Origin of the sequence: Streptomyces sp. S.PB5 (assembly GCF_030403745.1) — a bacterium.
Taxonomy (GTDB): domain Bacteria; phylum Actinomycetota; class Actinomycetes; order Streptomycetales; family Streptomycetaceae; genus Streptomyces.
The window spans coordinates 389,728-416,616 of sequence record NZ_JAQMWP010000010.1 but is presented as its reverse complement, the minus strand read 5'-3'; the positions used below and the strand labels follow the sequence as shown (position 1 = coordinate 416,616).

The following is a 26,889-nucleotide window of genomic DNA, read 5'->3' as shown; positions in this document are numbered from 1 at the left end:
GATTCAGGCCCTTCACCGGGGTGCCGTCGGGCCGGTACACCAGGCCCTCGCACTGGAAGCCGGGCATGTTCTCGTCGAAGCCGAGGTCGAGGAGGGCCTCGACGGTCCTTCCGGCCCAGGCCTCGGGGACGGTCCCGGTGACCCGGAACCAGCTGGTCCCCCAGGGCGCGCCCCAGCGGGCGCCGACCTCGATCGGCGCGGGTTCGGCGGCCAGCCCCTCGGCGACCGGCACCGGCTCACCGGGGGCGTGCCACACCGCCGCCTCCAGCGGTACGGACTCGGGGTACACGGCGGGGCGGATGCGCTCGTCGAGGACGCGCTTGAGACGGGCCTCGACCAGACGGCGGTCGTCATGCATGCGGAGTGCTCCAAGGCTGAGGGGGGACGGGGTTACCAGGTGTGGGTGACGGTGACGGGGGCCGACGACGTGTACAGCTCCCCCACCGCACGCAGTTCGAACCGCGCCGCGCGCTCGCCCTGCTCGGGCCGAAGGCCGCCGAGGAAGTACGCCTGCTGACAGGTGCCGCCGAGGAAGCGCCGGGTGCCGTCGGGCAGAAGGCGGTGCAGTGTGCAGTGGCGCACATCGCCCGGGGCCGGATCCCAGGCGAGGCGCAGATCGCCTCCGGACGCGGCCGTGACACGGAACCCGCTCGGAGCGGCAGGCGCCTCGGTCCCCTCCCGCACCGCGACACCGCCCAGCCGCCACTTCACCGGCCCGCCGGCCGCGGTCAGCCGCACGCCGAGCCCGTGGACGGTCCCGGCCAGCCCGGCGAGCGGTACGACCGACGTCTGCCAGCCGTCCCCCGGCTCCAGGGCCACAAAGGTGTACGCCGGTGGCGCGCCCGGTGTGTCCGACGGTTCCGTGGCCACCGCCAGCTCGACGCGTACCGCGCCCGCGTCGGTCCGGTGCGTCAGCTCGACCACCGTGCCGCCGGTGATCGCGAGCCGTGTCGCGTAGACGTCCAGCACGGCCGGGGCGTCCAGTTCACCGTCCACCAGCACACTGCTCCCGCCGCGCCACGCGTCCGCGAAGTCGAAGCCGACCGCCGGCCGCCGCCCCTCCGTGCGCACCACCCACTGCCGTGACGGCAGACGGTCCTGGAGGCCGAGGTGGTTCCAGGGCGTGTCCGACGTGACCGCGCCCTCCTCGTACCATCGCAGCCCGTGCCCGGTGTTGAACACGCTCGCGAACGGGACGGACGTCACCGTCGACCGGTCGGCGACGCAGACCGCGGGCGCCCGCCAGGTGTCGGTGGGGTCGGGCCGTGACGGGTCCGCTGAACGCCCGGTCCAGAAGCGGTCGTCGGCCGCGTGGAGGTCGCCCGGTGTGCGCGTCGCGGGCAGGTGGTTGCGGGTCCACTCGGGGCGGTACAGGCCGATCGAGGTGATGTGCGCCCGGTCCGTGGGAACGATCGCGTCCCAGTTCTCGGAGGTGTTCCAGCCGTTCGCCTCCACGTCCACACCGGCCCACAACTCGTAGCGGCTGCGGCCGAGTTGCTGGGCGAGCTGCCCGGACGACGCCAGGCTGCCCGCCGTCCAGCGGAAGTCCACGAACATGTCGTCGGCGGTCTCGAAGAAGGCCTGGTTACGGCTGTTCAGGGCCCCCTGCCAACTCACCGAGCCGCTCACGGTCATGGAGTCGTACCAGGTCACCCGCTGTCCCCGGGCCGCCGCGAGGGACTTCAGCTCCCGCATGAATCCCAGCATCGCCGCGCCGAGCGCGCTGTCGCCTCCCCCGGTCTCGGCGTTGACGAACCAGCCGTCGAAGCCGTACGCCGCGGCGACCGCGACGAGTCGGTCGGCCAGCGGATACCGTCCGGCGGAGTCCTTCTGCACCAGGTCGCGGGTCCAGCGCAGCTGCCCGCCGTACGCGACCGGCGGCAGGAAGACGTTGCCGAGGACGGGCACGCCGTGCCGGTGGGCGGCGTCCACGATCGGTGCGTTGGGCGCGAGGATCAGTCCCTCGCCCGAGGAGCCGCCCCAGAAGACGAGTTCGTCGATGTACGCCCAGTGCCCGAAGGCGTAGTAGTCGGCCGTCGCCGCGCCTTGGGAGGGGTTGCCCGACGTCGGTCCGAAGGAGACGAGGGACTGGATACGGGCCTGCCTCGAGCGGGCCGTCGTGTTGACCGGGGTCGGGGTGAAGCGGGCGGCGAGCGGGACGGACGCCGCGTTGAAGGCGAGGTCGGTGTCGTCCGCGGCCCGCCAGGTCTTGAGGCTGCGCCAGGTGATGCCGGCGCCTGGGGTGCCGGAGGGCAGGGAGTCGGGGTACCAGTAGGAGGCGTAGGGCTGGAGGGCGGCCGCCGCCTTCGGGGCCGCGGTGGCAGGCGGTGAGGGCAGCAGGGCGGACGCGGCTGCGGCTCCGGCGAGCAGGACGGTGCGTCTGGTGGGGTTCACGAGCGGGTTCCTCCTGGTGGGGTGCGGAGTACCTGGTCGGACGTGACGACTTCGGTGATGCCGCGCGCGGTGAGGTGCTCGCCGTCCGCGGCTCGTGTGTCGAGAACGGTGGTGGGCCGGGCCCCGTCGGCGACCAGCCGGAAGAAGGCGTCGAAGACCGGCCCGCCGGGTGCGCACTGTGAGCGCCTCGACGGGTGGGCGGGGACCACGAGGGCCGTGGTGCGGGGGGCCGGGGCACGGGTGTGGCCGGCGGCCGCCTTCGCCAGCACCCGTGCGATGTCCTTGGGGCGCCGGTCGTTGGTCAGTACGCCGAGCCCGTACTCCAGGGACGGGAAGTCGGCCAGCTCCCGCGACACGTCGTGCGAGCACCACCAGGTGATGCCCCACAGGCCGGGGCAGTCGAGCGCGTTGGTGACGGTCGCCTCGGTGAAGGCGGCGGCGTGCTCGGGCGGCACGAGGGGTGCGGGTGCGCCGACCTCCTGGAGCCAGACGGGCCGGTGCGGGTCGTCGGCCCAGGCCTTGCTCAGCTCGATCAGATACGCGGCGTGGTGCTCGGTGGGTACGGAGGTGCGGCCGTGCCGCTGGGCGGTGCCGTTGAAGACCCAGGAGTGCACGGCCGTGACCCCGCCCAGTGTCGCGGCCTGTGCCGGGGTGAACGGCTGGTCGTCCTGGTACCAGGTCGCGTCGTACTCGGCGTGCAGGTGCAGCCTCCCGGGGGCGCCCTCCTCGCAGGCGGCGAGCATCCGGGTGAGCCAGGCGTCGATCTGGTCGGACGTGGCGGGGTCGGGGTCGGGGTGCGGGCCCGCCGAGAACTGGTTGATCTCGTTGCCGAGGGTCATGCCGATGAAGTTGGGGCGGTCGGCCAGCGCCTCCGCCAGCCTGCGCAGATAGGCGGCCTGGCCCTCGATGACGTCGGGGTCGGTGAAGAGGTTGCGCCGGTGCCAGGTCCGGGTCCAGGCCGGCAGGAAGTCGAAGCTGCTCAAGTGACCTTGCAGACCGTCGACGTCGACGTCGAGGCCGCGCTCGGCGGCCGCGTCGACGAGCCGTACGAGATCGGTGACGGCCCGCTCCCGGATCAGCGTGCGGTTGGGCTGGAAGTAGGGCCACAGCGGGAAGACGCGGATGTGGTCGAGGCCGAGCGCGGCGATGGAGTCGAGGTCGGCGCGGACCGCGTCGAGGTCGAAGTCGAGCCAGTGGTGGAACCACCCTTCGCTCGGGGTGTAGTTGACGCCGAAGCGCACGGCAGCAGGCATGCGGTAGTCCTTGAACTCGGTGGCGGAGACAGCCCTGTTCAGCCCTTGACCGCTCCCTCGCCCACCCCGCGGAAGAAGTACCGCTGCAGACAGGCGAAGAGCGCGATCAGCGGGGCCACGGCGATGACCGTGCCCGCGGCGACGAGGCGTTCGTCGCCCGCGAAGGTGCCGTGCAGATAGTTGAGGCCGATGGTGAGCGTGAACTTGGAGGGGTCGCTCAGCACGATGAGCGGCCACAGGAAGTCGTCCCAGGCGCCCATGAAGGCGAAGATGGCCACGACGGCGAGGGTGCCCTTGACCGACGGCACGGCGATGCGCAGGAACCGCTGCCAGACGTTGGCGCCGTCGACGTAGGCCGCCTCCTCGATCTCGTACGGGAGGTTCAGGAAGGCGTTGCGCATCAGCAGGACGTTCATGGCGCCGATGCAGCCCGGCAGGACCACACCGACCAGGGTGTTGTTGAGGCCGAGCTCCCGCATGGTGGTGAACTGGGCGATGATGATGCCCTCCACCGGTACCAGCATCGCCAGGATGAAGGCGAGGGTGGCCGCGCGGCGGCCGCGGTAGCGCAGTCGGGCCAGGGCGTAGCCGGCGAGGGCCGCACCGGCGCAGTTGGTGACGACGTTGGCGGTGGCGACCTTCAGGGAGTTGAGGGCGTAGTCCCAGACGGGGATGGTGTCGGCGACCCGTTCGTAGTTGTGCAGGGTCGGATGCTCGGGGAGGAAGGCCGGCGGCGAGCTGTAGATGTCCTCGGTGGGGCCTTTCAGGGAGGTCGACAGCTGCCAGAGGAACGGGCCGACGGTCAGGGCGAGTACGGCCAGCAGCAGGACGTACCGGAGCACCAGCTCCCCTGCGCGTACCCGGCTCATGCGGACCCCCTGCGATCGGCCCGCAGCACGAGCAGCATCAGTGCGACGGTCACGACGAAGACGACGACGGAGATCGCGGAGGCGTATCCGACCCGGCCGGTGAGGCCGGTGCCGGTGCGCTGGACGAGCATCACGAGGGTGGTGTCCTCGCCCGCCGGTCCACCGCTCGGGCCCGCCATCAGGTACACCTCGGAGAACACCTTGAAGGCGGCGACCGAGGACAGCGCCCCGACCAGTGCCATGGTCGAACGGACGGCGGGGACGGTGACCGTGAGGAACCGGCGCACCGCGCCCGCCCCGTCCACGGCGGCGGCCTCGTGCAGTTCGCGGGGGACGCCGGCCAGCGCGGCCAGGTAAATGATCATGTAGTAGCCGAGACCCTTCCACACGGTCACCGTCATGGCGCTCAGCAGAAGCAGCCACTGATCGCTGAGGAATCCGATCCGGCCGACCCCGACGGCCTCCAACAGGGAGTTCACCAGGCCGCGTTCGTCGAGCAGCCACACCCAGATCAGTCCGACCACGACGATCGACGCGACGACCGGGGTGTAGAAGGCGGACCGGAAGAAGGTGATGCCGGGGATGTTCTTCTGCACGAGCAGGGCGAGCAGCAACGGCAGGATCACGAGCGCGGGCACGACCCCGAGGACGTAGAGCGTGCTGTTGCGCAGGCCGATCCAGAACATGTCGTCGTGCAGCAGCTCACGGAAGTTGGCGAGCCCGACGAACTCCCCCGGGATCAGGGTGCGGCGGTCGGTGAAGGCGTTGACCAGGGTCGACACGAACGGGTACAGGATGAACGCGCCGATGATCAGCAGGCCGGGTGCGGCGAACAGCCAGGGGCTGGTGGGGAGTTGGCGCCGTACGCGCTTCACCGCACCCGCCCGGGACCCGGCGGACGACGACATCAGCATGGCTAACCCTGCTGCCGGAGCAGCGTGTCACAGGCCTTGACAGCGTTGTCGAGGGCTTCCTTCGGGCTCTCCTTGCCCTGCAGCGCCTTGGCGACCTCGTTGCGCAGTGCCGTCTTCATCTGCTCGCTGAACAGCACGGGCGTGTAATTGACCGCGTTCTTGAGCGACTTGGCGGCGGCGACCCGCACCCGTGTCTCGTCGGTGCCGTCCTCCTCGGTGAAGTACGGGTCGTCGAGCGAGCCGGCGGTGCTCGGGAAGATGGCGACCTGCTTGGCGAAGGACATCTGGTGCGCGGCGTCGGTGACGTAGTGCGCGAAGGCGATCGCGGCGGGCTTCCGCTCGGTCTGCGCGTTGACCATCACGCCCATCACGTACATGTTGACGTGGCCGGTGCTGGTGATCTGGTCGGTGATGCCGATGTTCTTGTACAGGCTCGGCGCCTGCTTCTTGAAGTTGCCCAGGTCGAGTGCGCTGCCGGGGTTCATGGCGACGGCCTCGGTGAGGAACTTCTTGCCGGAGGACTCGGGCGTCGCGGTCAGCGCCTGCGGGTCGAGGGCCTTGGCGTCGTACAACTCCTTGTACTTGGTGAGGAGTTCGACGCCCTTCGCGTCGTTGAAGGCGAAGGCGGTGCCCGCGGAGTTCATGAGCTGGACGCCGTAGCGGCCGAAGTCCTCGATGGTGGGGACGTTGGCGAGCGTGGAGACCTCGCCGTCGCTGTTCCCGGCGATCCGCAGGGCGTCGGCGAAGAGTTCGTCGTACGTCTTCGGCGGCTGGTCGGGGTCGAGGCCCGCCTTCTCGAACAGGGACTTGTTGTAGAACAGCGGCCCGGTGTTGAGGTACCAGGGGAAGGCGTACGTGCCGGTCATGCCCGGTACCTGGTGGCCGGCCCACGCCCCCGCCAGATACTCCTTCTCGTACTGCCCGGCCGCCTTGTCCAGGTCGAGGGCGAGCCCCGCCTTGGCGAGCGGGGCGACGAGGTCCGGGGAGACGTTGACGACGTCGGGCAGGGTGCCGCCCGCGGCGTCGGCGCTGATCTTGTCGGCATAGCCTTCGGCGGGCTGGTCGATCCACTTGACCCTGGTGCCGGGGTACTTCTTCTCGAAGTCGGCGATCAGGCCGTCGAAGTAGTCCTTGAAATTGGCCCTCAGATTCCAGGTCTGGAAGGTGATGTCGCCCTCGACCTTGCCGGAGGCGTCGGTCGAGCCACCGTCGTCGTCTCCCGAGCCGCAGGCGCTCAGCGGCAGGGCGAGGCAGAGGACGGCAAGGGCGGCTCTACGGGATATGGGCATGGTGAACCGGTCTCCTCTACGGGGGGAGTTGGCCAACGACGCAGACCCTGCATGCCGCGCCGAGGGCGCGTCAACAACTCTTGCGCGGCTAATCTCTTTAGTTACTAATGCGGTTTAGCCACTTGGGTGCTGAACCGCATTAGTGCATACTGGCGCGAAATCCTTCGCAGGAATGGGGAAGCACCTTGTCAGGCAAGCGGTCGCCCGCGCGCCGACCGACGATGAAGGACATCGCACGCCATGCCGGGGTCTCCCAGAGCGCTGTTTCCTTCGCGTTGAACGGCCGGCCCGGTGTCTCGGAGGAGACCCGCGAACGAGTGCGGCAGGTCGCCGAGGAGCTCGGCTGGCGGCCCAGCACCGCGGCCCGGGCCCTGTCCGGCGAGGGCGCCGCGACGGTCGGCTTCGTGCTCGCCCGGCCCGCGGACACCCTCGGCGTGGACTCCTTCTTCCTCCAACTCGTCTCGGGCATCCAGGAGGTGCTCGCCGAGCGCCACCTCGGGCTCCTCTTCCAGGTGGTGGAGGACGTCGCCGACGAGTGCGCGGTGTACCGGCGCTGGTGGGCCGAGCACCGGGTGGACGGGGTGCTGGTGGTCGACCCCCGCACCGCCGACCCGCGCCCCGATCTCCTCGACGAACTGGGCCTGCCCGCCGTGGTGATCGGCGGCGCCCCGGACGAACGGCACCCGGGCCTCTCGACGGTCTGGGCGGACGACGCGGGCGCGATGGCCTCGGTCGTGGACGCGCTGTACACCCTCGGCCACCGCCGGATCGTGCACATCGCGGGACTGCCGGGGCTGGCGCACACCGAGCGCCGGATCCGCACCCTGCGCGCCGAGGCCGGGCGCCGCGGTCTGACCGGGGTCCGGTCGGTGACCACCGACTACTCGGACGCGGAGGGCGCGGCGGTCACCCGCCGGGTCCTGGAGTCGGACGATCCGCCGACCGCGCTGATCTACGACAACGACGTGATGGCCGTCGCCGGCGCCGCCGCCGCGACCGAACTCGGCCGGTCCGTCCCGGCGGACGTGTCGGTGGTGTCCTGGGAGGACTCCGCGCTGTGCCGGATGGTGAAGCCGTGGCTGTCCGCGCTGTCCCGGGACAGCGTCGCCTTCGGCCGTACGGCGGCCACGGAACTCACCGCCCTCCTCGACGGCGGCCCCGCCCGGACGGTCCGGGTGCCGGTACCGCGGCTGATCGTGCGGGACAGCACCGGCGTGGCCCGTGAGGCGCGGCGGCTACGATGAGCAGTCCGTCCGGATCGGGCAGAAGGGCAAGGGAGTTGGGCGAGGAAGCGGATGTGACGGTCCCGGTCGAGGTGGACGGGCAGAGGATCCTCGTCGCGGTCGGCCCGGCCGGGAACCGGTCCGGATCCGGACTGGCGGAGGAGCAGGAGATCGGCTGGCGGACCCCGCGTCTGGAGACCGTGCTCGACAGTCTGACCGCCGTGGCCCGCGCCATGGGCACCCGTCTCCAGCAGACCGGCGCGTCGAAGGCGACGGTGGAGTTCGGCTGCGATGTCTCCCTCGACACCGGGCAGTTGCTGGCGGTGGTCGGCAAGGCGTCCTCGAAGTCGGCGTGGAAGGTGACGCTGGAGTGGACCGCTCCGGAGCCCGAGGCGTCCGGGGATCCGGAGGCGTCCCGAGTGTCCGGGGAGCCGGGGGCGTCCCGAGTACCCGGCGGATCCGGGGACTCCACGGAGCGTTAGACATGGACGGCTGGAGAGGCCCGCTGGAGGCCGCCACCGTCGCCCTGGACCTCCTGGACGGCAGCGGCGGCGGAACCGGGTTCGTCCTCGCCCCGGGAACCGTGGTCACCTGTGCGCACGTCGTCGCCGGGGCGACCGCGCTCCGCGGCCGTATCGTGGCGACCGGGACCGAACTCGCCCTGACGCTGCCCGAAGGCTCGCTGCACCGCGCGGCGAACGGCCTGGACATCGCGTTCCTGCGGTTCGAGGAGCCGACGCCCGCCCCGCCGTACGTGCTCACCGCACCGCACACGGCGTTCGGCGACCGCATGTGGGTCTACGGCCATCCGCGCGGCGACTACCGAGCGGGCCAGTGGGCCGCCCTCGAGTACCAGGGCGACTCCCGGCTCTCCTTCGACGACCCGCTGCCGATGCCCCGCGGCCACGGCACCCCCGTCGGCGAGGGCTTCAGCGGCAGCCCGGTGGTCAACCAGCGCACCGGCGGGGTCTGCGGGATGCTCGCCCGCTCCAACAAGGCGGGCAGTGCGCACATGGTCCCGCTCGCCGCGATCCTGTCCCTTCTCACCGCCCCGGCACCGCCCGTGACCTGGCTGGACGCACTCACCGACGAGCAGTTGCGGGCCGGGGGGTTTTGCCACCCCGGTGCCCAGCTGCGCGACTATCTGGAGGCCGCGCGGGACGCGGCCGACGAGCACCCGTACGCCGCTCTGCTGACCGACGCCGAGGACATCCCGCTCTCCACGGTGTACGTCCGTCAGGAAGCGTCGGCCATCGCCGGGCCCGAGGACGAAGCGGCGTTCACCAACCTCGGTCCCCGCCGCCCCGGCCGCCGCTCCCCGGCCCGGGAGCATCCGGTCGCCGAGAGCGTCCTCGCCGAGGACCGGCACGTGCTGTTCACCGGTGGTGCCGGCACCGGCAAGTCGAGCCTGCTGCGGCGGCTGACCCGCGAGGCGGCCTCCGCCTGGCTCGACGACCCGGAGCGGGCGCCCTCGTACCTGCCCGTGCGGGTCGGTGCCGACCAACTCCTGGACCTGCCCTTCCCGGAGGCACTGGCCCGGGCGGTCGGACGCGATCTGCCCGGTCTGCGGCGCTCGCTGCCGCCGGCGTTCTTCGAAGCCGGCCCGCTGCCCGAGGTGGACTGGCTGGTCTGTGTCGACGGGCTCGACGAGATCCTGGACCCCGAGGAGCGCGGCAAGGTCATCCGGCTGGTCCAGAGTTGGGCCCGCGAACCGTATGTGCGCTTCGTCGTCGCCAGTCGCTCGTTGGTCACCGCCGAGATGAACCGGCTGACCGCGCTGCGCCGTTACTCGCTGATGGAGTTCGGCGACCTGGAGATCGAGAGTGTCGCCCACGCCTGGTTCGCGGCGCTCGACGTTCCGGACGCCGCACAGCGGGCGGCGGAACTGACGGCCGGACTGCGTCTCGGCCGCCTCTCCGAAGTCGCCCGCAATCCGCTCTACTTGACGATGATCTGCGTGGTCGCCGCCCTGCACGAGCTGCCCCGCGACCCGGCCGAGCTCTACGCACGGTTCATCGCCATCCTGCGGCAGAGGGGCTCGGCACGGCTCCGGCGCAGCGGCCGGACCGGTCACGGCATCACGCCGGATCTGCTGGACCGGGTGCACGACGTCCTGTACCCGGCGGCCGAGGCACGGCAGAGCGGGGATCCGCGAGCCCTGCTCGACCAGGTGCGGGACCTGCTCGCCGAGCGCCACCCGGACACCACCCCCGACCGGGACACGGTCCTCGGCGCCCTCGCCTTCACCGGGCTGGTACTGCGCCACGGCGAGGATCTGCGGTTCCTGCACCACACCGTTCAGGAGTACCTGGCCGGATGCTCCCTGGCGGACCGCCTCAACCCGAAAGCGCCAAAGGCCCTCGCGACCGTACGCGAGGCGATCGCGGCCGAACGCCCCAACCTGGTGCTGTTCATGGCCGCCCGCTGGCGCGAACAGGGCATGTCGCTGGAGGAGTTCCTGCGTACGGTCGTGGACGGCGGCGGCTGGCGCGACCTGCTGCTGTGCGCGACGATCCTGAGCGACGAGCTGGTGACGGACGAGGAGTTGACGGCGCGGTTCACGCGGGCGGTGATCAAGCTGCACGACCGGTCCGTGACCGTGGGCGACCTCGATGTGCCCACCGTGCTGGACCGGCTGTTCACGGTGCTCGACGCGGGGGGTCTGGCCGCGGTCGTCACCGATCCGGCAGTGCCGCACGCGGTGCGGGTCGAGGCGCTGAAGCACTGTGTGCGCCGGGACGTCGGCGACGCGGCCGGCCTCGCCGCGGGGCTGGCCGACGAACCTGAACTGCTGGGCGGACAGCGGGTCGTGGCGTCCTCCTTGCTGGCGCGGGCGGGCGATGTCGCGGGCGCGGGCCGTCGTCTGCTCGCGCTGGCCCGGGATCCGGGGCAGATCCCCGAGACACGGCAGGCCGCGGCCGTGGCGTTGCTGCCGCTGGACGGCCGGTCGGGTACGGATGCGCTCTGCACGCTGCTGCGGACCTCCGAGTTTCCGCACCAGCACGTCGAGAACGCGCTGGAACTGCTCCCGGACAGCGTTGCCGAGGAGACGCTCACCGCCCTCGCCGACGCCCTGCACGACAACCCGGTGGTGGCCGACGACCCGTACATGACCCGCTTTCTGAGGGGCCGTCTGCTGGCCCCGCTGCGGCCGGACATCCTCGTCGCGCTCTGTGCGGATCCGTCGGCTCCGCTGCATCTGCGCCACAGGGCGACGACGGAGCTCTCCGAGGACCAGCGACAGCGGAACGCGGAGACGGTACGCCTCGTCTGCGCACAGGTCGTCGAGAGTCCCGACTCACCGGAGGACGCCGTGACCACGGCGTTGAGTGGCATCGATGACCCGGCGCCGGCCGAGCGCATCGCACGGGACGAGCGATGGGACCACTACAGCCGGACCGAAGCCATCGGACGGCTCGTCCACCTCGGTCGGAGATCCGTCGCCATGGACTGCGTGGAGCTGATCCTGACGGGCCCCGTGGCCCGGTGGCCCGTCGGACAGCTGGGGCGGGTGCTGAGCGAGGCCGGGGAGTCGGCCAGACACCGTCGGATGGTGACGGAGATCTTCGGTCATCCGGCGCTCCCCGTCAGCGACCGGGTCGGCCACCTGGACTCGCTGACAGGCCTCCCCGGCACGGACGAACTCCACACGTTGTTGACCGACTTGGCGACGGACACGGCCATCGGAGCTGCGGACCGGCTGCTGGCGGTGGAGGCCCTGGACGAGCTGGACGCGCCGGTCACGAGCGATCTCCTCGCCACCATCGCGGCGGACGCGGCCCTGCCCGGAGACGTACGCCGGGACGCGGCGACGCAACTGCTCGACACCGGCGAACGCGACACCGCGTCGGGGCTGCTGCGCCACATCGCCGAGGACGCGCACACGGGCATGCACGACCGCGTCAGAGCTCTCGCCTCCCTGGCCGCGGTGGACGTACGCGGCGCTTCCGAGACCCTGCACCGGCTCCTCGACGAGGCGGGGCTGCCCGACCAGCACCTCTGGCGTCTCCTCGACCTGGCCGACGCCCTGGCGCCGGACACCGCGCTCCGCAGACGCCTGGAGGCGCTGATCGACGACGAGTCCGTGCCCACGGACTCGCTGCTGCAATTCGAGAGCCCGTCCCATCTGCACCGGTCGGCCTTCGTGCCCCGCGCCCGCCGGGTCCTGACCCGTATCGCGGCCGACCCCACGGCCGAACCGTCCGCCCGGGCCCGCGCCGCCTGCGACCTGATCGGGCTGATCCCTTATCCGCGGTGGCGGGCGCTCATGGCCGACGTCAGCCGGGATCCTCTGCATCGCCTGAGCCTCCACACGTCCTTGGGAGGCCTGTCGACCCACATGTGCCAGCCGACACTGTGGCAGGCCCTGTCCTTCTACCAGGACGACGAGGGCACGACCGCCCCGCCGGGCGCCCTCGCCGCGGTCGACGCCCACACGTCCGCCGCGCAATGGTTCGATCTCCTCGAGCGGCGGCGGCCGGAGGCGGTCACCCGGCTCGGGAATCTGTGGATCCTCCTGTTCGACGAGCGCGCCTCCGGCCGGGTACGGGACGTGCTCCTCGCCTGGGCCCAGGACGACACGGCTCCCCTCCAGGACAGATGCGCCGCCGTCGCGACCGTCGGGGGAAACCTCGACGAGCCCTGGTTCGCCCTGGCCGCCGACGAGGCCGCGCCGCCGGAACTCCGTGTCGAGGTCTGCGCATACCTCCCGGCGAGCGGTGCGCTGAACCGCATACCTGTGACCCGCGCCCTGGCCGCCGACCCGGCCCACCCCGTCGAGGTCCGCGCAGGGGCCGCCGCGCTGCTCGCCGAGGACCTGGGCGAGGAGGGCAGACGCATCCTGCGATCGCTCTCCGGTCCCGACACCACCGACCCCGATGCGCATCTGGCCGTGGCCGCCGCGTGGACGAAGCTCGACGTCGGATGTGAAGCGGAGGCCGCCTGCCGCCGGGTCGTGGACGGTGACGAGGCGTCCGCCCGCCAGCGGGTCCTGGCGGCGGCCGAGTTGATGAAGTGGCGGTCGGCGCGCGGCCGGGCGAAGGAGGTGCTCCGCGCTGTGCTCGCCGACCGGCGGGCACCCGTCCAGGTGCGGATCGAGGCGGCCGGGACACTGACCGCCTTCCACGAGTCCGCCGAGGCCCATCTGGGCCTGCTCCGCCTGGCCCTCGAACTCGCCCCCGGCCACGAGGAACGCGGACGTGTCCTGGCCCTCCTCCCCTGCGACCTCAGGATCTGCGTACCGGACGCACCCGATGTATCCGACGTACCGGATGCACCGGATCCACCGGATGCCTCGCAGATCACCCGGGAGAGCTGACGCCGGCAGAAGACCTGGGGACAATGGCCGTATGCGGTCAAGGGGAACGTTCCGTGTGACCATCGCGCTGGCCCTGTCGGTCGCGGTGGGCTGTACAGCGGGCGACCCGGACGACGGGACCCGTTCCGGTCCACCGCCGACGACACGCACCGCAGCCCCGCCCCCGAGCCCCTCCCCTACGGCCACGCCCGCGGCCCCGGTCTCGATACCGGCCCTGATCCAGCGCGAACACACGGGCTCCGGCCTCCGCCTCGGCACCGTCCTCGCCCGCACCCCCGCCTACACCAGCTACCGCGTCACGTACGAGTCGGACGGGCTGACGATCTCCGGGCTCATGAACATCCCGCGGGGAAAGGGCCCGTTCCCGGCGCTGGTGCTGGCGCACGGCTACATCGACCCGGACATCTACACCACCGGCCGCGGCCTCGCCCGGGAGCAGGACCTGCTGGCCCGCAACGGGTACGTCGTCCTGCACACCGACTACCGCAACCACGCGGCCTCGGACGACGACCCGGACAACGACATCGGCCTCCGTCTCGGCTACACCGAGGACGTCATCGGCGCCGCACTGGCGCTGCGGGATTCCGGACGGCCGGAGATCGACCGCGACCGCCTGGGGCTGCTCGGCCGGTCGATGGGCGGCGGGGTCGTGTACAACACGCTGGTCGTGGCGCCGGGACTGTTCGACGCGGCGGTCGCCTTCGCGCCCGTGAGCGCGCGCCCGGAAGAGAACATCGACCACTTCCAGCGCCCCGACGGCGATCCGCTGGTCGCCGAGATCGACGCCCAGTACGGGACACCCGAGGACAATCCGGGGTTCTGGCGGGAGGTCTCGCCCCTCACCTATGTGGACCGGGTGACCGAGCCGCTGCTGATCCACCACGGCACCGCGGACGACACCTGCCCGATCACCTGGTCGGAGCGGACCGCCGCCGCGTTCAGCGCGGCCGGCAAGAACGTCGAACTCCGCAGGTACCAGGGCGAGGGGCATACGTTCTACGCGCAGTGGCCGGCCTCCATGGACACCACGATGGAGTTCTTCGCCCGGCATCTGCGGTGAGGCGGGGCGGCGGCGGGGCGGTCACCAGGTCGCCGACGCCCTGGTGACCGCCCCGCCCGAGTACCCTCAGAGCCGCGACCTGTACATGCCGAACGCCGTGATCAGCGAGCCCAATTCATCGGCCAGGGCGGCGCCCACCGAACTTCGCAGCCCGGAGCCCGGCCCCCCTCTCGACGTGACGCCGGAGCGGGGGCACAGTTCTCCCTACGTACTCGCCAGTACCTCCCGAGGAGCACCCCGTGACCAGCTGGATCGGCCGGACCGCCGCCGAGATCGCCGCTGCCGTGCAGGAGAAGCGGACCACTCCCCGCGAAGTGGTGGCCGAGCATCTCGCCCGCATCGAGCGCCTCGACGGCCGCGTCGGGGCCTTCCGGACGGTACGGGCCGAGGCGGCGCTCGCCGAGGCGGACGAGGTGGGGGCGCGCAGCGACCTGGCCGAGCTGCCGCTGGCCGGGGTGCCGATCGCCGTCAAGGACAATCTCGCGGTGCGCGGCGAGTCCAAGCGCCTCGGCTCCGCGGCGACCCCGGACACCCCCTCCGCCGAGGACCACGTCACGGTGGCCCGGCTGCGGGCGGCGGGTGCGGTGGTCGTGGGCCTGACGAACGTGCCGGAACTGTGTGTCTTCGGCACGACGGAGGGCGTCCACGGCACGGCCCGCAACCCGTGGGACACCACCCGCACGGCGGGCGGCTCCTCGGGCGGCAGCGCGGCCGCGGTCGCGGCGGGCCTGGTGCCGATCGCCCTCGGCAACGACGGCATGGGCTCCCTGCGCATCCCCGCCGCCAACTGCGGCCTGGTCACCATCAAGCCGGGCCACGGCGTGGTCCCGGCGGGCGTGAGCGACGGCGACTGGTTCGGCATGTCCGAGAACGGGCCGCTGGCCACGACGGTCGAGGACGCGCGTCTGATGCTGGGCATCCTGGCGGACACGGAGTTCGCCCGTCCGTCCGAGGCCGCGATGCGCAAGGTCGCGGTCTCGCTGCGCAGCCCGATCGCCGGCATCGCCGTCACCGCGCCGTACAAGTCCGCGGCGCGCGAGGCCGCCGGCGTCCTGATGAAGTCCGGCCACCAGGTGCGCCGGGCCGACCCGCCCTACCCGATGTCCCTGAGCTTCACCTCGCTCGCCCACTGGACGGCGGGCACGTCGGTGGACGCCCAGGGCCTGGACCGGCGCCGGCTGACCCGCCGCACGCGCGTCCACGCCGCGATCGGCCGCCGTTTCGCGAAGACGGTGAGCACCGGCCGCAGCCGCGAGGAACTCCGCCGCCGTCTGGAGCCGTTCTTCGAGGAGTACGACATCCTGCTCACCCCGGCCCTGGCCCGCCGCTCCCCCAAGTCGGTGCCCTGGCACGAGCGCGGCTGGCTGTCCAATGTGCTGGCCAACACCAACTACTCGCCGCTGACCCCGCCCTGGAACCTCACCGGCTGGCCCGCGATGTCGGTCCCGTTCGGCACCCTGCCGTCCGGCGCGCCCTGCGCCGTACAGCTGGTGGGGCGGCCGGGGTCGGAGGCCCTGCTCCTGGAAGCGGCGGAGCAGCTGGAGAAGCTGCACCCGTGGGAGCGGACGGCGCCGCTGGACTGAGGCGGCTCAGCCCCAGCCGGGCGGCAGGAGCTCCCAGGAGTCGCGCCCGAGCCATTCGCCGAAGGTGACGGGCCGGGCGCCGCGGACGTGGTCCGGGGAGAGCGGCAGGATCAGGTCGCAGGTGGCCCGCCCGTCCCACCACAGGGTGCCGGCGAGCGGGCCGGTCAGCGCCAGGAGGGTGGCGAAGCCGCAGCCGTGCTCCTGGACGACGACGGCCCCGGCCGTCCTTGCGGTCCTCGAAGGCTCCGCACGCGTCGTCCCAGGCCTGCCAGGCGGCCCGGTAGGAGCCGTCGTCGGTGAAGTCCTCGGCGAGCGGCTCACGGCCGGCGAGGGCGTGGTCCTCGGTGGCGTAGGAGTCGGGGTGCGGAAAGGGCACCCGGAGCAGCTCGCGCAGGGTTTCGTCGTTGTTCTCCCACCATCAGCCCCGCTCCGTCCGCGCCAGCCGGGACACCGCCCCGCCCGCGCTCACCTCCAGCAGATACGCGCGGTACTCGGCCGGGAAGCAGATCCCCAGCTCCCGCTCGGCCCCGGTCACCTCGGCCACGGTGAGGGGCGGCGGCACGTCCGTCCTCTACAGCGCCTTGTACATCACGTGCAGCCCCACCCGGCCGTGCCGCGGATGCTCGTACGCCTCCGGCACCGTGCCCAGGATCGTGAAGCCGAGGGAGGTCCACAGGGCGACGGCCGGGTTGGTCTCGACGACGGCGTTGAAGACCATGCCGTGGTAGCCGTCGGCCTTGGCGGCGGTCAGGATGTGCTCGGCGAGGGCGCGGCCGATGCCGCGGCCGGCGTGGTCGGGGTCGACCATGAAGCCCGCGTTGGCGATGCGGGCGGCCGGGCCGCCGTAGTTGGGGGTGGTGTAGGCGGAGGCGACGACGGCACCGGTCTCGTCCTCGACGACGTAGACCCGCTTGGCCGGGTTCATCCACAGCTCGCGGGCCGCCTCTTCGGAGGTGTCCGGGTCCCAGGCGTAGGTCTCGGCCGCGGCGACGATCCGATGCCAGAAAGGCCAGATCCGCGGCCAGTCCTCGGCCGCGGCTTCTCTGATCAGCATGGGCGTGAGTCTGGCACGCCCATGCCGACGGCGATCGCGAAGGGGTCAGTCCACGCTGGGCAGGATGTGGGGTTCGGCCAGGTCGTCCTCGTACCCCGCGAGACGGATGGGAGCGGAGCGGGCCCACACGTCGAGGCTGCCGAGCTGTCCGGGCCGGCGGCCCGCGCGCTCCGGGCGTTCCTTGGGCCGTTGATCGCGATTCGTCTTCTCCGGTGTCACCGCGCACTCCTTATGTGTCGGGTCACCCTCGGGGCATACCGGTCAGTGTGCGTTCTGTCGCCGGACGCCCGCTCGGGTCTGAGTCGAAAACAGTTCGGACGCGGTGGCGCCGGTAACTCGTGCATGAACAGGCCGTGGTGAACGGCTTGCCCCGGGACGGACCGTGGGTGTGGGTGGGACCCCGTACTGCTGTCCGTCCGCTACAGATTAACCAAATGAGCGGGGCCCCGCTCGATGGGGCTGAAAACAAGGGGTAACTTTCACAAGTCGCCCGTGTGCACTCAGTCCTGTTACGTGCGGGTTCATCATGCGATGCCCCCTCGGAGAGCCACCCGTTCGGTCTACAGCGCCGACCGCGCCTTCGACCCGCTCCGGTCACGCAGTTCAGGTCCCGTTGGCCGAATAGCAAGGCGGTCATGATCTGCTGGCGGACGGCAACGGCTTGTCCGGCGAGAGGACTGACGCATGGAGCTGCGCAGTGTCGAGGAGCTGATGGATCTGCTGTACGCCTGCCGGCACCAGCACGCGCTGCGCACCGCCGCGCTGCTGCGCCGCAGCCGCCCCGCCGACAAGGAACTCCAGGTGGCGGGGCTGGTGCACGACATCGGGCAGCTGCTCTGCCCCGGCGACGAGACCGCCCGGGCCCAGCGCGCGGCCGACGCCGTACGGCCGCTGCTCGGCGAGCGGGTCTACCGCCTCGTACGCCGTCATGGCTCCGCCGCCGACGACGACCTGCTGCGGCTGCGCCTCGCGGACGAGGAGAGCCGCGGCGCCGGCTTCGACGCCGGGGTCCTGGAGGACTGGCGCACGGTCCTGGAGCTGGTGGCGGAACGGCACTCGCGTCTCGGGGCTGTCGACTGACGGCCCGTCATGAGACGGTACGCCGATGACATCGTCGTATCCGCTCGACGGCAGGGCCGCCCTCGTCACCGGTGGCACGCGCGGGATCGGCCGTGCCGTCGCCCAGGAGCTGGCCGCGGCCGGAGCGCTGGTGTGCGTCACCGCACGCAACGCCGACGAGGTCCGCGCGAGCGCCGCGGAGCTGGGCGGCATCGGCCTGGCGGGGAGCGTCTGCGACCCGGACCATCTGCGGGCGGCCGTGGAGCTGGCGCTGCGCGACTTCGGCCGGATCGACGTCGTGGTGAACAACGCGGCGACGAACCTGCCGTACGGGCCGCTCATGGACGTCGATCCGGCGGCCTGGCGCGAGGCCTTCGCCGTCAATGTCGAGGCGGCGCTCAGGCTCGTGCAGTACGCGTGGCGGGCCTGGATGCGGGAGCACGGCGGCGCCGTCGTCAATGTCTGCACGGAGGGTGCGACGCATGTCGGGCCGAACATCGGCGCCTACGGCACCAGCAAGGCGGCCCTGCTCCACCTGACCCGGCAGCTCGCGGGCGAACTGGCCCCGAAGGTGCGGGTCAACTCCGTCTCACCCGGTCTCGTGCGGACGGAGCTGGCCCGGTTCGTGTGGGAGCCGGGCGAGGCGGAGGTCGCGGCGGGGCTGCCGCTCGGGCGGATCGGTGAGCCGGCCGACGTGGCGCGCGCTGTGGTGTGGCTGGCCTCGGACGCGGCGCAGTGGGTGACCGGGGCGGATCTGCTGGTGGACGGAGGGACCCGGGTCAGGGCGGCGCGGCCGGGCGGATACGCCGTGCACGACCGGCTGCGGTCGCACGGGCCGTCTCCGTCCTGACCCGCTCGGGAACCGGTCCTCAGGGGAACAGCGCGATACCCATGAAGAGGATCATGAAGAAGAAGACCATGACGCCGACCGTGCCCCAGGTCCACGGATGCTTGATCCGCTCACTGGGGCCACCGCGGGGCCGGTCCTCCGGCAGGACGTGATGGGCCGGGCGGTCGCTCGCGTAGAACTCCGCGTCGGTCGGGTAGCGGTTGCGCGGATCGCTGAGCGCGCGTGGATCGATGCTGTGCAGGCTGGCCATGACGACTCCTGGCGCGAAATACACCTCAGTGTCAGGATTCCCCGGCGGACGCCTGGCCACACGTCATGACCGGCGCCTCATCACCACTTGCCCGGGGCGTAGTCCTTCAGGAAGACGCCGTACAGGTCCTCGCCCGCCTCGCCGCGCACGACCGGGTCGTAGACGCGGGCGGCGCCGTCGACGAGGTCGAGGGGGGCGTGGAAGCCCTCCTCGGCGAGCCGCAGCTTGTCGTAGTGGGGGCGCTCGTCGGTGATCCAGCCGGTGTCGACGGAGGTCATGAGGATGCCGTCGGTCTGGAACATCTCCTGGGCGCTGGTGCGCGTGACCATGTTCATCGCGGCCTTGGCGGCATTGGTGTTCGGGTGCCCCGCGCCCTTGTAGCCGCGGCCGAAGACGCCCTCCATGGCGGAGACGTTGACGACGTACGCGCGCTTCGAGGACGCCTTGCGCGCGGCCTCCGCCATCGACGGGCGGAGCTTGCTGATGAGGATGAACGGCGCCGTGTAGTTGCACAGCTGGGTCTCGAGGAGCTCCACCGGGGAGATCTGCTCGATGGTCTGCACCCAGGTGTTGGTGTCGACGACGTCGGGGACCAGGCCGCCGGCGTCGATGGCGGTGCCGTCGAGGTGCCTCGCGACGCTGGCGTTGCCCGCGACCAGGGCGAGGTCGGCGACCTGCTGGGCGTCGAGGCCGGAGATGCCGACGGGCAGGGCGGCCAGGCCGTCGACCGCGCCGGAGCCGAAGGCGCCGATGACGTGGTGGGCGGGGAGCTCACCGGCCGGCAGCGGGGCGCTCTCGCCCTCGACCAGGGCGGCGTACGCGGACGGCAGACGCCGTACGGTCTGGGTCGCGTTGTTGATCAGGATGTCCAGCGGGCCCGCCTCGGCGACCTGGTCGGCGAGGGCCACGGCCTGGGCCGGGTCGCGCAGGTCGATGCCGACGACCTCCAGGCGGTGCATCCAGTCGCCGGAGTCGTCCATGGCCTTGAAGCGGCGGATGGCGTCCTTGGGGAAGCGCGTGGTGATCGTCGTGTGGGCGCCGTCGCGCAGCAGCCGCAGCGCGATGTACATGCCGATCTTGGCGCGGCCGCCGGTGAGGAGGGCGCGCTTGCCGGTGAGGTCGGCGCGGACGTCGCGCTTCTCGCGGTTCACACGGGCGCAGTCCGGACAGAGCTGGTGGTAGAAGTAGTCGACTTCCACGTACCGGGTCTTGCAGGTGTAGCAGGAGCGGGGGCGCTGCAGTATCCCCGCGATCCTGCCCTCCTCGGTGATCGACGACGGCAGGATGCCTTCCGTCTCGTCGTCGATGCGCTGGGCGGAGCCGGTCGCCGTGGCCTCCGTGACCGCCTTGTCGTGGGCGGTCTTGGCGGCCCGGCGCTCCTGGCGGCGGCGCTGCTTGACCGTGCGGTAGATGCCGGCGGTGGCGCGGCGCACGGCGATCGCGTCGGGGTGGTCGACCTCCAGCTCGTCGAGCTCGTCGAGCACGCTGAGGCAGACGGCGAGCCGCTCCGGGTCGATGCCGGGGCCGTACTCGATCCCGTCCACGGCCGCTTCCGTGGCCGTCGGGCCGTCCTCTGTCACCGTCATCGCGCTGTCGTTTCCTTGGCTCACCGTGCGGCGCTCCGACCGCGTCCGCTTTCGAACGGGGAATTCTACGGAGCGCCGGGCCGGTCCTCCAAAAACGCGGAGGGTCAACCCTCGCAGGCGGTGATGAGCGTCTCGACCTCCTCGGTGATGGCCTTGGCCAGCACATCGAGGTCCGGTACCGCTTCGGCGTCGGCGACGAGGCCGTAATGGACCTGCCCCCGGTAGGTCGAGACCGCCACGGCCAGGGACTGTCCGTGGGCGAGCGGAGCGAACGGGAAGACCTCGACGACCGGGTTGCCGCCGAGTTTCAGGCCGAGGCTGGGCAGCGGGACGCTGGTGACCAGGATGTCGAACCAGAGCCGGGCGGCCTGGCTCACCAGGGGTCCGCCGAGCCGGTGGCCGAGCGCGGGGACGTGGTCGGCGAGCAGGGCGACGGCACCGGCGCCCCGGTTGGGTCCGGCGTCCTTGTTGCGGTCCATGGCCGTGCGGACCGTTTCGAGGCGGGCGAGCGGGTCGGGGTCGTCGACCGGGAGCCGTATCAGGTACCCGGAGAGCCGGTTGCCCTGTGGGTGCGCGGTGCGCGGGCGGCGCTTGGAGACGGGGATCAGGGCGCGGGGCGCGACGCCGTCGCTGCCGTCGCCGCGCTCGTCCAGCCAGCGGCGCAGGGCGCCTGCGACGACGGCGATCAGTACGTCGTTGACGGTGCCGCCCCGGGTCTTGCGCACCCGGTGCACGCCGTCGAGGTCGACGACCACGCCTGCGGTACGGCGGGTTCCGCTCGGCTCGGAGGTCAGTGCGGAGGACGAGCGCACCCCGACGGTGGACAGGGCGACCGACGCACCGATGTCGAGGGCGCGGCCCACGTCGGAGACGGTGCCCTTGATGAGGCCGGGCAGTTTGCGGACGTCCGGGAAGAAGCCCTTCGACGGCTCCTCGGGGCGCGGCTTGCGGGCCGGCAGGTCCATCGGGTCGAGGATGGCGGCGGCCAGGGTCAGCGCGCGCAGTCCGTCGGCCAGGGCGTGGTGGAACTTGAAGAGCACGGCGAAGGAGACGCCGTCCTCCCCCGGCAGCACATGCGCCTCCCACGGCGGCCGGCCGCGCTCCAGGGGGCGTTCCATGAGCCGTCCGGCGACGGTGTGGAAGTCGGGGGTGGGGGCGTGCAGCCGTACGTGGTCCAAGGGCTCGAAGTCGGGGGCGGGCTCGCGCGTCGCACCCCCGAAGGCCAGTGGCTGCCAGACGTCCCGGATCCGCATCCGCAGTCCCGGCACCGCCGCGGCGCGTGCGGCGAGCAGGTCGGCGGCGTGGGCGCCCGCGGTGGGCGAGTGCGCCGAGAAGACGCCGAGGGCGCCCAGGTGCATGGGGTGTTCCGCGGACTCGATGTTCCAGAAAGCCAGGTCGAGAGGTGCGAGCAGGTCAGAAGTCAATGGCTTGCCTCGCGTCGACGACGGGTGAGCAAGCAGTCAATCGCCCGCACGCGATTACGGTCAAGTACGATCAAGCTACGCACAGTTAACAGCAGATTAAGTCCGGCCATGGGCACCCCAGGGGTCACAGGGGTGCCCTGAGATGTGTCTCGCGGGGCGTCTCGTGCTGGGTCGTGGCGTGTTCAGGACACCTGTCGGCCCTTGCCCAGGGCGATCACCCCGCCCTTGGAGACGGTGTAGAGCTCCGCGTCCCGCTCCGGGTTCACCCCGATCGTCGCGCCCGGCGGCACCTCGACGTTCTTGTCGAGCACGGCCCCGCGCACCACCGCGCCCCGGCCCACGCGGACGTTGTCGTGCAGGATCGAGCCCTGGACCACCGCCCCCGGGTCGACTCTGACGCCCGGCGACAGAATCGACCGCGTGACCTGGCCGCGGATCAGACAGCCTGCGCTGATGATCGACTCGCTGGCCATGCCGCCCGCGTTGAACCGGGCCGGGGAGAGCTGTCCGGAGTGGGTGTAGATGGGCCACTGCCGGTTGTAGAGGTTGAACGCGGGGCGCTCGGCGATGAGGTCCATGTGGGCGTCGTAGTACGCGTCCAGGGTGCCCACGTCCCGCCAGTAGCCCTGGTCGCGCGTCGTCTCGCCGGGCACGTGGTTGAGGCTGAAGTCGTACAGCTGGGCCTCGCCGCGGTCGGTGAGCTGGGGCAGGATCGAGCCGCCCATGTCGTGCACCGAGTCCTCGTCGTCGGCGTCCCGCTGGAGCGCCTCTATCAGGGCCTTGGTGGTGAAGATGTAGTTGCCCATGGAGGCGAAGACGGTCTCCGGGTCGTCCGCGAGGCCGGGCGGGTCGGCGGGCTTCTCCAGGAAGCGCTCCACGCTCAGCCCGTCCGAGCCGGGTGTGATCACCCCGAACTGCGAGGACTCCGAGCGCGGCACCCGGATGCCGGCCACCGTCACCCCCGCCCCGCTCTCGATGTGCTGGGCGAGCATCTGCCGCGGGTCCATCCGGTACACGTGGTCGGCGCCGAACACCACGACGTACTCGGGCCCTTCGTCGTGCACCAGGTTCAGCGACTGCAGGATGGCGTCGGCGCTGCCCAGGTACCAGCGCTTGCCGAGCCGCTGCTGGGCCGGGACCGGGGTGACGTAGTTGCCGAGCAGGCTCGACATCCGCCAGGTGGTGGTGATGTGCCGGTCCAGCGAGTGCGACTTGTACTGCGTCAGGACACAGATGCGCAGGATGTCGCCGTTCACTAGGTTGGAGAGGACGAAATCGACGAGGCGATACGTTCCTCCGAAGGTGACCGCTGGTTTCGCGCGGTCCGCGGTCAGGGGCATCAGGCGTTTGCCTTCTCCGCCCGCCAGTACGATTCCGAGCACCGAAGGTCCACCACGACGCATGGCCGCTCCCCTCACCCTGGTTGAACCATGCCTGCCCCTGCCCGGGGCGCGCTACGCCTGTTTGAGGATCTCCTCGTAGAGCCGCACCGTCCGCCGCGCCACCGCGTCCCAGCCGAACTCGCCCACCGCGCGCTCCCGTCCGGCCTCGCCCATCCGCCGGGCGCCCTCCGGATCGGCGAGGACCGAGTCCAGCGCGCGTGCCAGCGCGGGCTCGAAGTCGTCGTCCACCGGGACGAGTACGCCGGTCTTGCCGTCGTCCACGACCTCGGGGATGCCGCCGACCTGGGAGGCGACGACGGGGGTCCCGCACGCCATGGCCTCCAGGTTGACGATCCCGAGGGGTTCGTACACCGAAGGGCAGACGAACACGGCGGCGTGCGTGAGAAGTTGGATCACATCCGGGCGCGGCAGCATCTGCGGGATCCAGTGGACGCCCTCGCGGACACTGCTCAACTCCCGGAAGAGGTCGCGGAACTCGCGGTCGATCTCCGGGGTGTCGGGGGCTCCGGCGCACAGCACGACCTGTGCCGCCGGGTCGATGTCCCGTACCGCGCGCAGCAGATGGGGCACGCCCTTCTGCCGGGTGATGCGGCCGACGAAGAGCACGAAGGGCCGGTCCGGGTCCAGGCCGATGCGGGTGAGGGCCTCGGTGCCGTGGTCGGGCCGGTAGAGCGTGGTGTCGATGCCGTTGTGCACGATGTGCACCCGGGCCGGGTCGAGCGCCGGGTAGCAGGCCAGGATGTCCTCGCGCATGGCGCCGGAGACCGCGATCACCGCGTCGGCGGACTCGATCGCGGTGCGCTCGGCCCAGCTCGACAGGGCGTAGCCGCCGCCGAGTTGCTCGGCCTTCCAGGGGCGCAGCGGCTCCAGCGAGTGCGCGGTCATCACATGCGGGATGCCGTAGAGCAGCTTGCCCAGGTGGCCTGCGAGATTGGCGTACCAGGTGTGGGAGTGCACGAGTTCGCGGCCTTCGAGGCCCGCGGTCATCGCGAGGTCCACGGAGAAGGTGCGCAGCGCGTCGTTGGCGGTGTCCAGCGCGGACCAGGACCGATGGCGTGCCACGCCCACCGCGCGTCCCTCGCCCCAGCAGTGCACCTCCAGGTCGATCAGGGAGTGCAACTCCCGGGCGAGGAACTCGACATGGACGCCCGCGCCGCCGTACACGTCCGGCGGGTACTCCCGGGTCAGCAGTCCCACTCGCACCCGGAACCCCCTGTTCTCAGCGGCTGGTTGCACCTCATGGTCACCCAGATGCGGCGCGCGGGGAAGACCGCGGGGGCCGGGTGAAGCAGCAGTCTCCGCAGACACCGCCGCCGGGGACGCGGTAGTAGAGGCAGCAGCTGCGGCGCCGGAGGGTCGCGGGGTCGAGCCTGCCTGCGAGGGCGGGGCGGGCCAGCAGCTCCGCGGTCAGGGCGCGGGTACGGGCGGCGACGTCGGTACGGCCGTTCGCGTGCGCCCATCCCAGCAGCTGACGGGCGGCGCCGGCGAGCGCCGAGGCCGCGTTGCCGCGCAGCAGGCCCGTGGCGACCCGGTACCGGTCCCGGAGGGCCGTGGCCAGGGGTTCGAGGTGGCCGTCCAGGACGACCGCCGCGAGGGTCGCCGCGTCCCCGGGCAGCGGGCGGAGCTCGGTGAGCCAGAGGTCGTCGGGGGCGCCGGCGTCCCAGTGCAGGAGCCGGGGGTCCAGGTCGGGGATCCGGCCGTGCAGGGCGGCGCAGCCCAGGGAGACCGACCAGAGCCGGGCGGCGAGCCCCTGCTGGGCCACCGAGGCCGCGATCCGCAACTCGGGGGCGCGGAGGGCGTCCGCCACCTTCTGGACACGGAAAGTCATAGAATTTTCGTAAACCTCCGGCCCAGGATTTTCATAGGCCTCCGCGAGCGTCGACGGCGTCGGACGAGGCACTGCGTCCGTGCGTAGTACGAAGAAACCGCCGAGCGGGCGGAGGGCGGCGAGATCGAGGTCGAGGTCCACGAAGAGCAGTAGTACCAAGGCCCCTAGGGGACACCTCCAAGTGGGCCAGGGCCGGACTCACCCACCCTGGGGAGGACGGTGCCCGATTCGTACTCCATCGGCAGTAGGACCCAATGCCTGCTCAGGTACGACGACGGGAACAGCTTTTCGCGGCATCGTGTTGCACATGGAAGCCGACCGTTCGCCACGCCGGGGTCACTGCCCCCGCTTCACGCAGAGGAGCAGCTCATGAGTGCCCTCGCGTTGTCCGTGGTCCTGTCGCTCGTCTCCGCCGTCGCGTACGCGGGTGGGGCGATCGTCCAGGAGCGCGTCGCGGAATCCTCCCCCGAGCAGCAGTTCGCCCCGCTGCGCCGGGCGAGCTGGTGGGTGGCGGTCGGGCTGAACGGCCTCGGCGGTCTGCTGCACGTGGTCGCGCTGGCCTACGGCCCGCTGAGTGTGGTGCAGCCGCTGGGCGCGCTCACCATCGTGTTCGCGCTGCCCATGGCGGCGCTGTTCGTCGGCCGCAGGGCCGGGACGACGGCCTGGCGGGGCGCGATCATGGCGACCGTGGGTCTGGCCGGTCTGCTGGCCCTGGTCGGCGCCTCCGACGCACAGTCGCTGGACACGGCCCAGCGGGTGGCGGTCGCCTCGGTCACCGGTGCCGCGGTCGTGGCGCTGATGATCGCGGGCCGGGCGGCGCACCGGCATCCGGCGGTGCGCAGCATCCTGCTCGCCACCGCGTCCGGCATAGCGTTCGGCATGTCCTCGGTCTTCACCAAGACCGTCGCGGTCGACTGGACGGGCGGGGTGAGCGCGGGCGACCTGCCCTCCCTCGCCGTGATCGGCGTCCTGGCCACGGCCGGCATGCTGCTCTCCCAGGCCTCCTACCGCGGCGCGGGCCTCGCGGCCCCGCTGGCCACGCTCACGGTCGTGAACCCGGTGGCCGCGGCCGCGGTCGGCATCACGATGTTCGGCGAGACCTTCCGCCACGGCACCATCGGCACCGTGCTCGCACTGAGCTGCGGAGTGGTGGCGACGGGCGGCCTGATCCTGCTCACGACGGAGCGCATCGCACGCGCCGAGACGCTGCCGCTGCCGCTGCCCGAGCAGACCCCCACCCGGGCCGCCGAGGAGCTGCCCGCGGACCTGTCCGGGCCCCTGACCGCCGAGACACTGCTCGCCGGCCTCCCCGAGCAGTCGGGGATCCCGGCGGACGCTCTGGTCGCGGCGGACGCTTCAGCGGCGGACCGCGAACTCCCGGACCCCGACGACGGCTCCCCGGTCTACCTCTACGGCCCGCTCTACGGAGCCTCGTACGTCCCGATGCCGGTCCTGGACCGGCATCGCATGCGCATCAAAACCTGACCGCCCCGACCGGACCACGCCGCCTACCGGAACAGACCGAAGCAGACC

The 26,889-nt window shown here is 71.8% G+C and carries 23 protein-coding genes and 1 pseudogene; 8 read left to right on the top strand and 16 right to left on the bottom strand.

From position 1 onward, the window contains the following. The 6 genes and pseudogenes from PH203_RS27715 to PH203_RS27690 form a co-directional block, all read right to left on the bottom strand. Positions 1-358 (bottom strand): annotated as a pseudogene (locus PH203_RS27715) (alpha-mannosidase); the annotation flags it as partial. A gap of 32 nt (positions 359-390) precedes the next feature. Continuing rightward, a complete protein-coding gene (locus tag PH203_RS27710; RefSeq protein WP_289923221.1) occupies positions 391-2,394 on the bottom strand; it encodes an endo-beta-N-acetylglucosaminidase in 2,004 nt (667 codons plus the stop codon). Further along, entirely contained in the window at positions 2,391-3,647 is a 1,257-nt protein-coding gene (locus PH203_RS27705; protein WP_289923220.1) for a glycosyl hydrolase, read from the bottom strand. The genes PH203_RS27710 and PH203_RS27705 overlap by 4 nt, the downstream gene beginning before the upstream one ends. Positions 3,648-3,685: 38 nt before the next feature. After that, positions 3,686-4,516: a carbohydrate ABC transporter permease gene (locus PH203_RS27700; protein ID WP_289923219.1), complete on the bottom strand. Its 831-nt coding sequence runs from the start codon at positions 4,514-4,516 to the stop codon at positions 3,686-3,688. Continuing rightward, complete coding sequence (locus tag PH203_RS27695; protein WP_289923246.1) at positions 4,513-5,424, bottom strand: sugar ABC transporter permease; 912 nt, start codon at positions 5,422-5,424, stop codon at positions 4,513-4,515. The genes PH203_RS27700 and PH203_RS27695 overlap by 4 nt, the downstream gene beginning before the upstream one ends. An 8-nt stretch (positions 5,425-5,432) precedes the next feature. Beyond that, positions 5,433-6,719, bottom strand: coding sequence for a sugar ABC transporter substrate-binding protein (locus PH203_RS27690; protein ID WP_289923218.1), 1,287 nt, complete (start codon positions 6,717-6,719; stop codon positions 5,433-5,435). A 221-nt stretch (positions 6,720-6,940) separates the two neighbouring features. On the opposite strand from PH203_RS27690, the gene PH203_RS27685 reads away from it, so the two are divergent. From PH203_RS27685 to PH203_RS27665, 5 genes are all read left to right on the top strand, one after another. Then, positions 6,941-7,963: a LacI family DNA-binding transcriptional regulator gene (locus tag PH203_RS27685; RefSeq protein WP_289923217.1), complete on the top strand. Its 1,023-nt coding sequence runs from the start codon at positions 6,941-6,943 to the stop codon at positions 7,961-7,963. Next, a complete protein-coding gene (locus tag PH203_RS27680; RefSeq protein WP_289923216.1) occupies positions 7,960-8,424 on the top strand; it encodes a CU044_2847 family protein in 465 nt (154 codons plus the stop codon). The genes PH203_RS27685 and PH203_RS27680 overlap by 4 nt, the downstream gene beginning before the upstream one ends. A 2-nt stretch (positions 8,425-8,426) precedes the next feature. Next, positions 8,427-13,259: a serine protease gene (locus PH203_RS27675; RefSeq protein ID WP_289923215.1), complete on the top strand. Its 4,833-nt coding sequence runs from the start codon at positions 8,427-8,429 to the stop codon at positions 13,257-13,259. 55 nt (positions 13,260-13,314) lie between these two features. Next, complete coding sequence (locus tag PH203_RS27670; protein WP_289923214.1) at positions 13,315-14,319, top strand: prolyl oligopeptidase family serine peptidase; 1,005 nt, start codon at positions 13,315-13,317, stop codon at positions 14,317-14,319. Positions 14,320-14,558: 239 nt separating this feature from the next. Further along, the gene (locus PH203_RS27665) at positions 14,559-15,902 is read left to right on the top strand and encodes an amidase (protein WP_289923213.1); all 1,344 of its coding nucleotides are present in this window, start codon (positions 14,559-14,561) and stop codon (positions 15,900-15,902) included. A gap of 6 nt (positions 15,903-15,908) precedes the next feature. On the opposite strand, the gene PH203_RS27660 is transcribed toward PH203_RS27665, so the two are convergent. The 4 genes from PH203_RS27660 to PH203_RS27645 form a co-directional block, all read right to left on the bottom strand. Further along, complete coding sequence (locus PH203_RS27660; protein WP_289923212.1) at positions 15,909-16,223, bottom strand: hypothetical protein; 315 nt, start codon at positions 16,221-16,223, stop codon at positions 15,909-15,911. Positions 16,224-16,320: 97 nt separating this feature from the next. Beyond that, positions 16,321-16,464, bottom strand: coding sequence for a hypothetical protein (locus PH203_RS27655; protein WP_289923211.1), 144 nt, complete (start codon positions 16,462-16,464; stop codon positions 16,321-16,323). 9 nt (positions 16,465-16,473) lie between these two features. Further along, positions 16,474-16,956, bottom strand: coding sequence for an N-acetyltransferase (locus PH203_RS27650; RefSeq protein WP_289923210.1), 483 nt, complete (start codon positions 16,954-16,956; stop codon positions 16,474-16,476). Between the two features lie 45 nt (positions 16,957-17,001). After that, positions 17,002-17,175, bottom strand: coding sequence for a hypothetical protein (locus PH203_RS27645; protein WP_107080540.1), 174 nt, complete (start codon positions 17,173-17,175; stop codon positions 17,002-17,004). A 465-nt stretch (positions 17,176-17,640) separates the two neighbouring features. On the opposite strand from PH203_RS27645, the gene PH203_RS27640 reads away from it, so the two are divergent. Then, positions 17,641-18,036, top strand: coding sequence for an HD domain-containing protein (locus PH203_RS27640; protein ID WP_289923209.1), 396 nt, complete (start codon positions 17,641-17,643; stop codon positions 18,034-18,036). A gap of 25 nt (positions 18,037-18,061) precedes the next feature. Further along, positions 18,062-18,865: an SDR family oxidoreductase gene (locus PH203_RS27635; RefSeq protein WP_289923208.1), complete on the top strand. Its 804-nt coding sequence runs from the start codon at positions 18,062-18,064 to the stop codon at positions 18,863-18,865. A gap of 19 nt (positions 18,866-18,884) precedes the next feature. Here PH203_RS27635 and PH203_RS27630 read toward each other — a convergent pair whose 3' ends face one another. From PH203_RS27630 to PH203_RS27605, 6 genes are all read right to left on the bottom strand, one after another. Then, entirely contained in the window at positions 18,885-19,115 is a 231-nt protein-coding gene (locus PH203_RS27630; protein WP_289923207.1) for a hypothetical protein, read from the bottom strand. Between the two features lie 80 nt (positions 19,116-19,195). After that, a complete protein-coding gene (locus tag PH203_RS27625) occupies positions 19,196-20,701 on the bottom strand; it encodes an SDR family NAD(P)-dependent oxidoreductase (RefSeq protein WP_289923206.1) in 1,506 nt (501 codons plus the stop codon). Positions 20,702-20,805: 104 nt separating this feature from the next. Then, positions 20,806-22,125: a wax ester/triacylglycerol synthase family O-acyltransferase gene (locus tag PH203_RS27620; RefSeq protein WP_289923205.1), complete on the bottom strand. Its 1,320-nt coding sequence runs from the start codon at positions 22,123-22,125 to the stop codon at positions 20,806-20,808. Positions 22,126-22,307: 182 nt separating this feature from the next. Beyond that, entirely contained in the window at positions 22,308-23,528 is a 1,221-nt protein-coding gene (gene glgC, locus PH203_RS27615) for a glucose-1-phosphate adenylyltransferase (RefSeq protein WP_289923204.1), read from the bottom strand. A gap of 51 nt (positions 23,529-23,579) precedes the next feature. Beyond that, positions 23,580-24,731 carry a glycogen synthase gene (gene glgA, locus PH203_RS27610; RefSeq protein WP_289923203.1) on the bottom strand — a complete coding sequence of 384 codons (1,152 nt, stop codon included), beginning with the start codon at positions 24,729-24,731 and terminating at the stop codon, positions 23,580-23,582. Positions 24,732-24,771: 40 nt separating this feature from the next. Then, a complete protein-coding gene (locus tag PH203_RS27605) occupies positions 24,772-25,515 on the bottom strand; it encodes a (2Fe-2S)-binding protein (RefSeq protein ID WP_289923202.1) in 744 nt (247 codons plus the stop codon). A 210-nt stretch (positions 25,516-25,725) separates the two neighbouring features. Here PH203_RS27605 and PH203_RS27600 point away from each other — a divergent pair, with 210 nt between their 5' ends. Continuing rightward, the gene (locus PH203_RS27600; RefSeq protein WP_289923201.1) at positions 25,726-26,841 is read left to right on the top strand and encodes a DMT family transporter; all 1,116 of its coding nucleotides are present in this window, start codon (positions 25,726-25,728) and stop codon (positions 26,839-26,841) included. Positions 26,842-26,889: the final 48 nt, after the last annotated feature.

What these genes read in the sequence shown, in the direction of transcription:
- PH203_RS27705 (WP_289923220.1), bottom strand. Translation starts at nt 3,647, where the DNA reads ATGCCTGCTGCCGTGCGCTTCGGCGTCAACTACACCCCGAGCGAAGGG.
- PH203_RS27700 (WP_289923219.1), bottom strand. Translation starts at nt 4,516, where the DNA reads ATGAGCCGGGTACGCGCAGGGGAGCTGGTGCTCCGGTACGTCCTGCTG.
- PH203_RS27695 (WP_289923246.1), bottom strand. Translation starts at nt 5,424, where the DNA reads ATGTCGTCGTCCGCCGGGTCCCGGGCGGGTGCGGTGAAGCGCGTACGG.
- PH203_RS27690 (WP_289923218.1), bottom strand. Translation starts at nt 6,719, where the DNA reads ATGCCCATATCCCGTAGAGCCGCCCTTGCCGTCCTCTGCCTCGCCCTG.
- PH203_RS27685 (WP_289923217.1), top strand. Translation starts at nt 6,941, where the DNA reads ATGAAGGACATCGCACGCCATGCCGGGGTCTCCCAGAGCGCTGTTTCC.
- PH203_RS27680 (WP_289923216.1), top strand. Translation starts at nt 7,960, where the DNA reads ATGAGCAGTCCGTCCGGATCGGGCAGAAGGGCAAGGGAGTTGGGCGAG.
- PH203_RS27675 (WP_289923215.1), top strand. Translation starts at nt 8,427, where the DNA reads ATGGACGGCTGGAGAGGCCCGCTGGAGGCCGCCACCGTCGCCCTGGAC.
- PH203_RS27650 (WP_289923210.1), bottom strand. Translation starts at nt 16,956, where the DNA reads ATGCTGATCAGAGAAGCCGCGGCCGAGGACTGGCCGCGGATCTGGCCT.
- PH203_RS27640 (WP_289923209.1), top strand. Translation starts at nt 17,641, where the DNA reads ATGGAGCTGCGCAGTGTCGAGGAGCTGATGGATCTGCTGTACGCCTGC.
- PH203_RS27635 (WP_289923208.1), top strand. Translation starts at nt 18,062, where the DNA reads ATGACATCGTCGTATCCGCTCGACGGCAGGGCCGCCCTCGTCACCGGT.
- PH203_RS27630 (WP_289923207.1), bottom strand. Translation starts at nt 19,115, where the DNA reads ATGGCCAGCCTGCACAGCATCGATCCACGCGCGCTCAGCGATCCGCGC.
- PH203_RS27625 (WP_289923206.1), bottom strand. Translation starts at nt 20,701, where the DNA reads ATGACGGTGACAGAGGACGGCCCGACGGCCACGGAAGCGGCCGTGGAC.
- glgC (WP_289923204.1), bottom strand. Translation starts at nt 23,528, where the DNA reads ATGCGTCGTGGTGGACCTTCGGTGCTCGGAATCGTACTGGCGGGCGGA.
- PH203_RS27600 (WP_289923201.1), top strand. Translation starts at nt 25,726, where the DNA reads ATGAGTGCCCTCGCGTTGTCCGTGGTCCTGTCGCTCGTCTCCGCCGTC.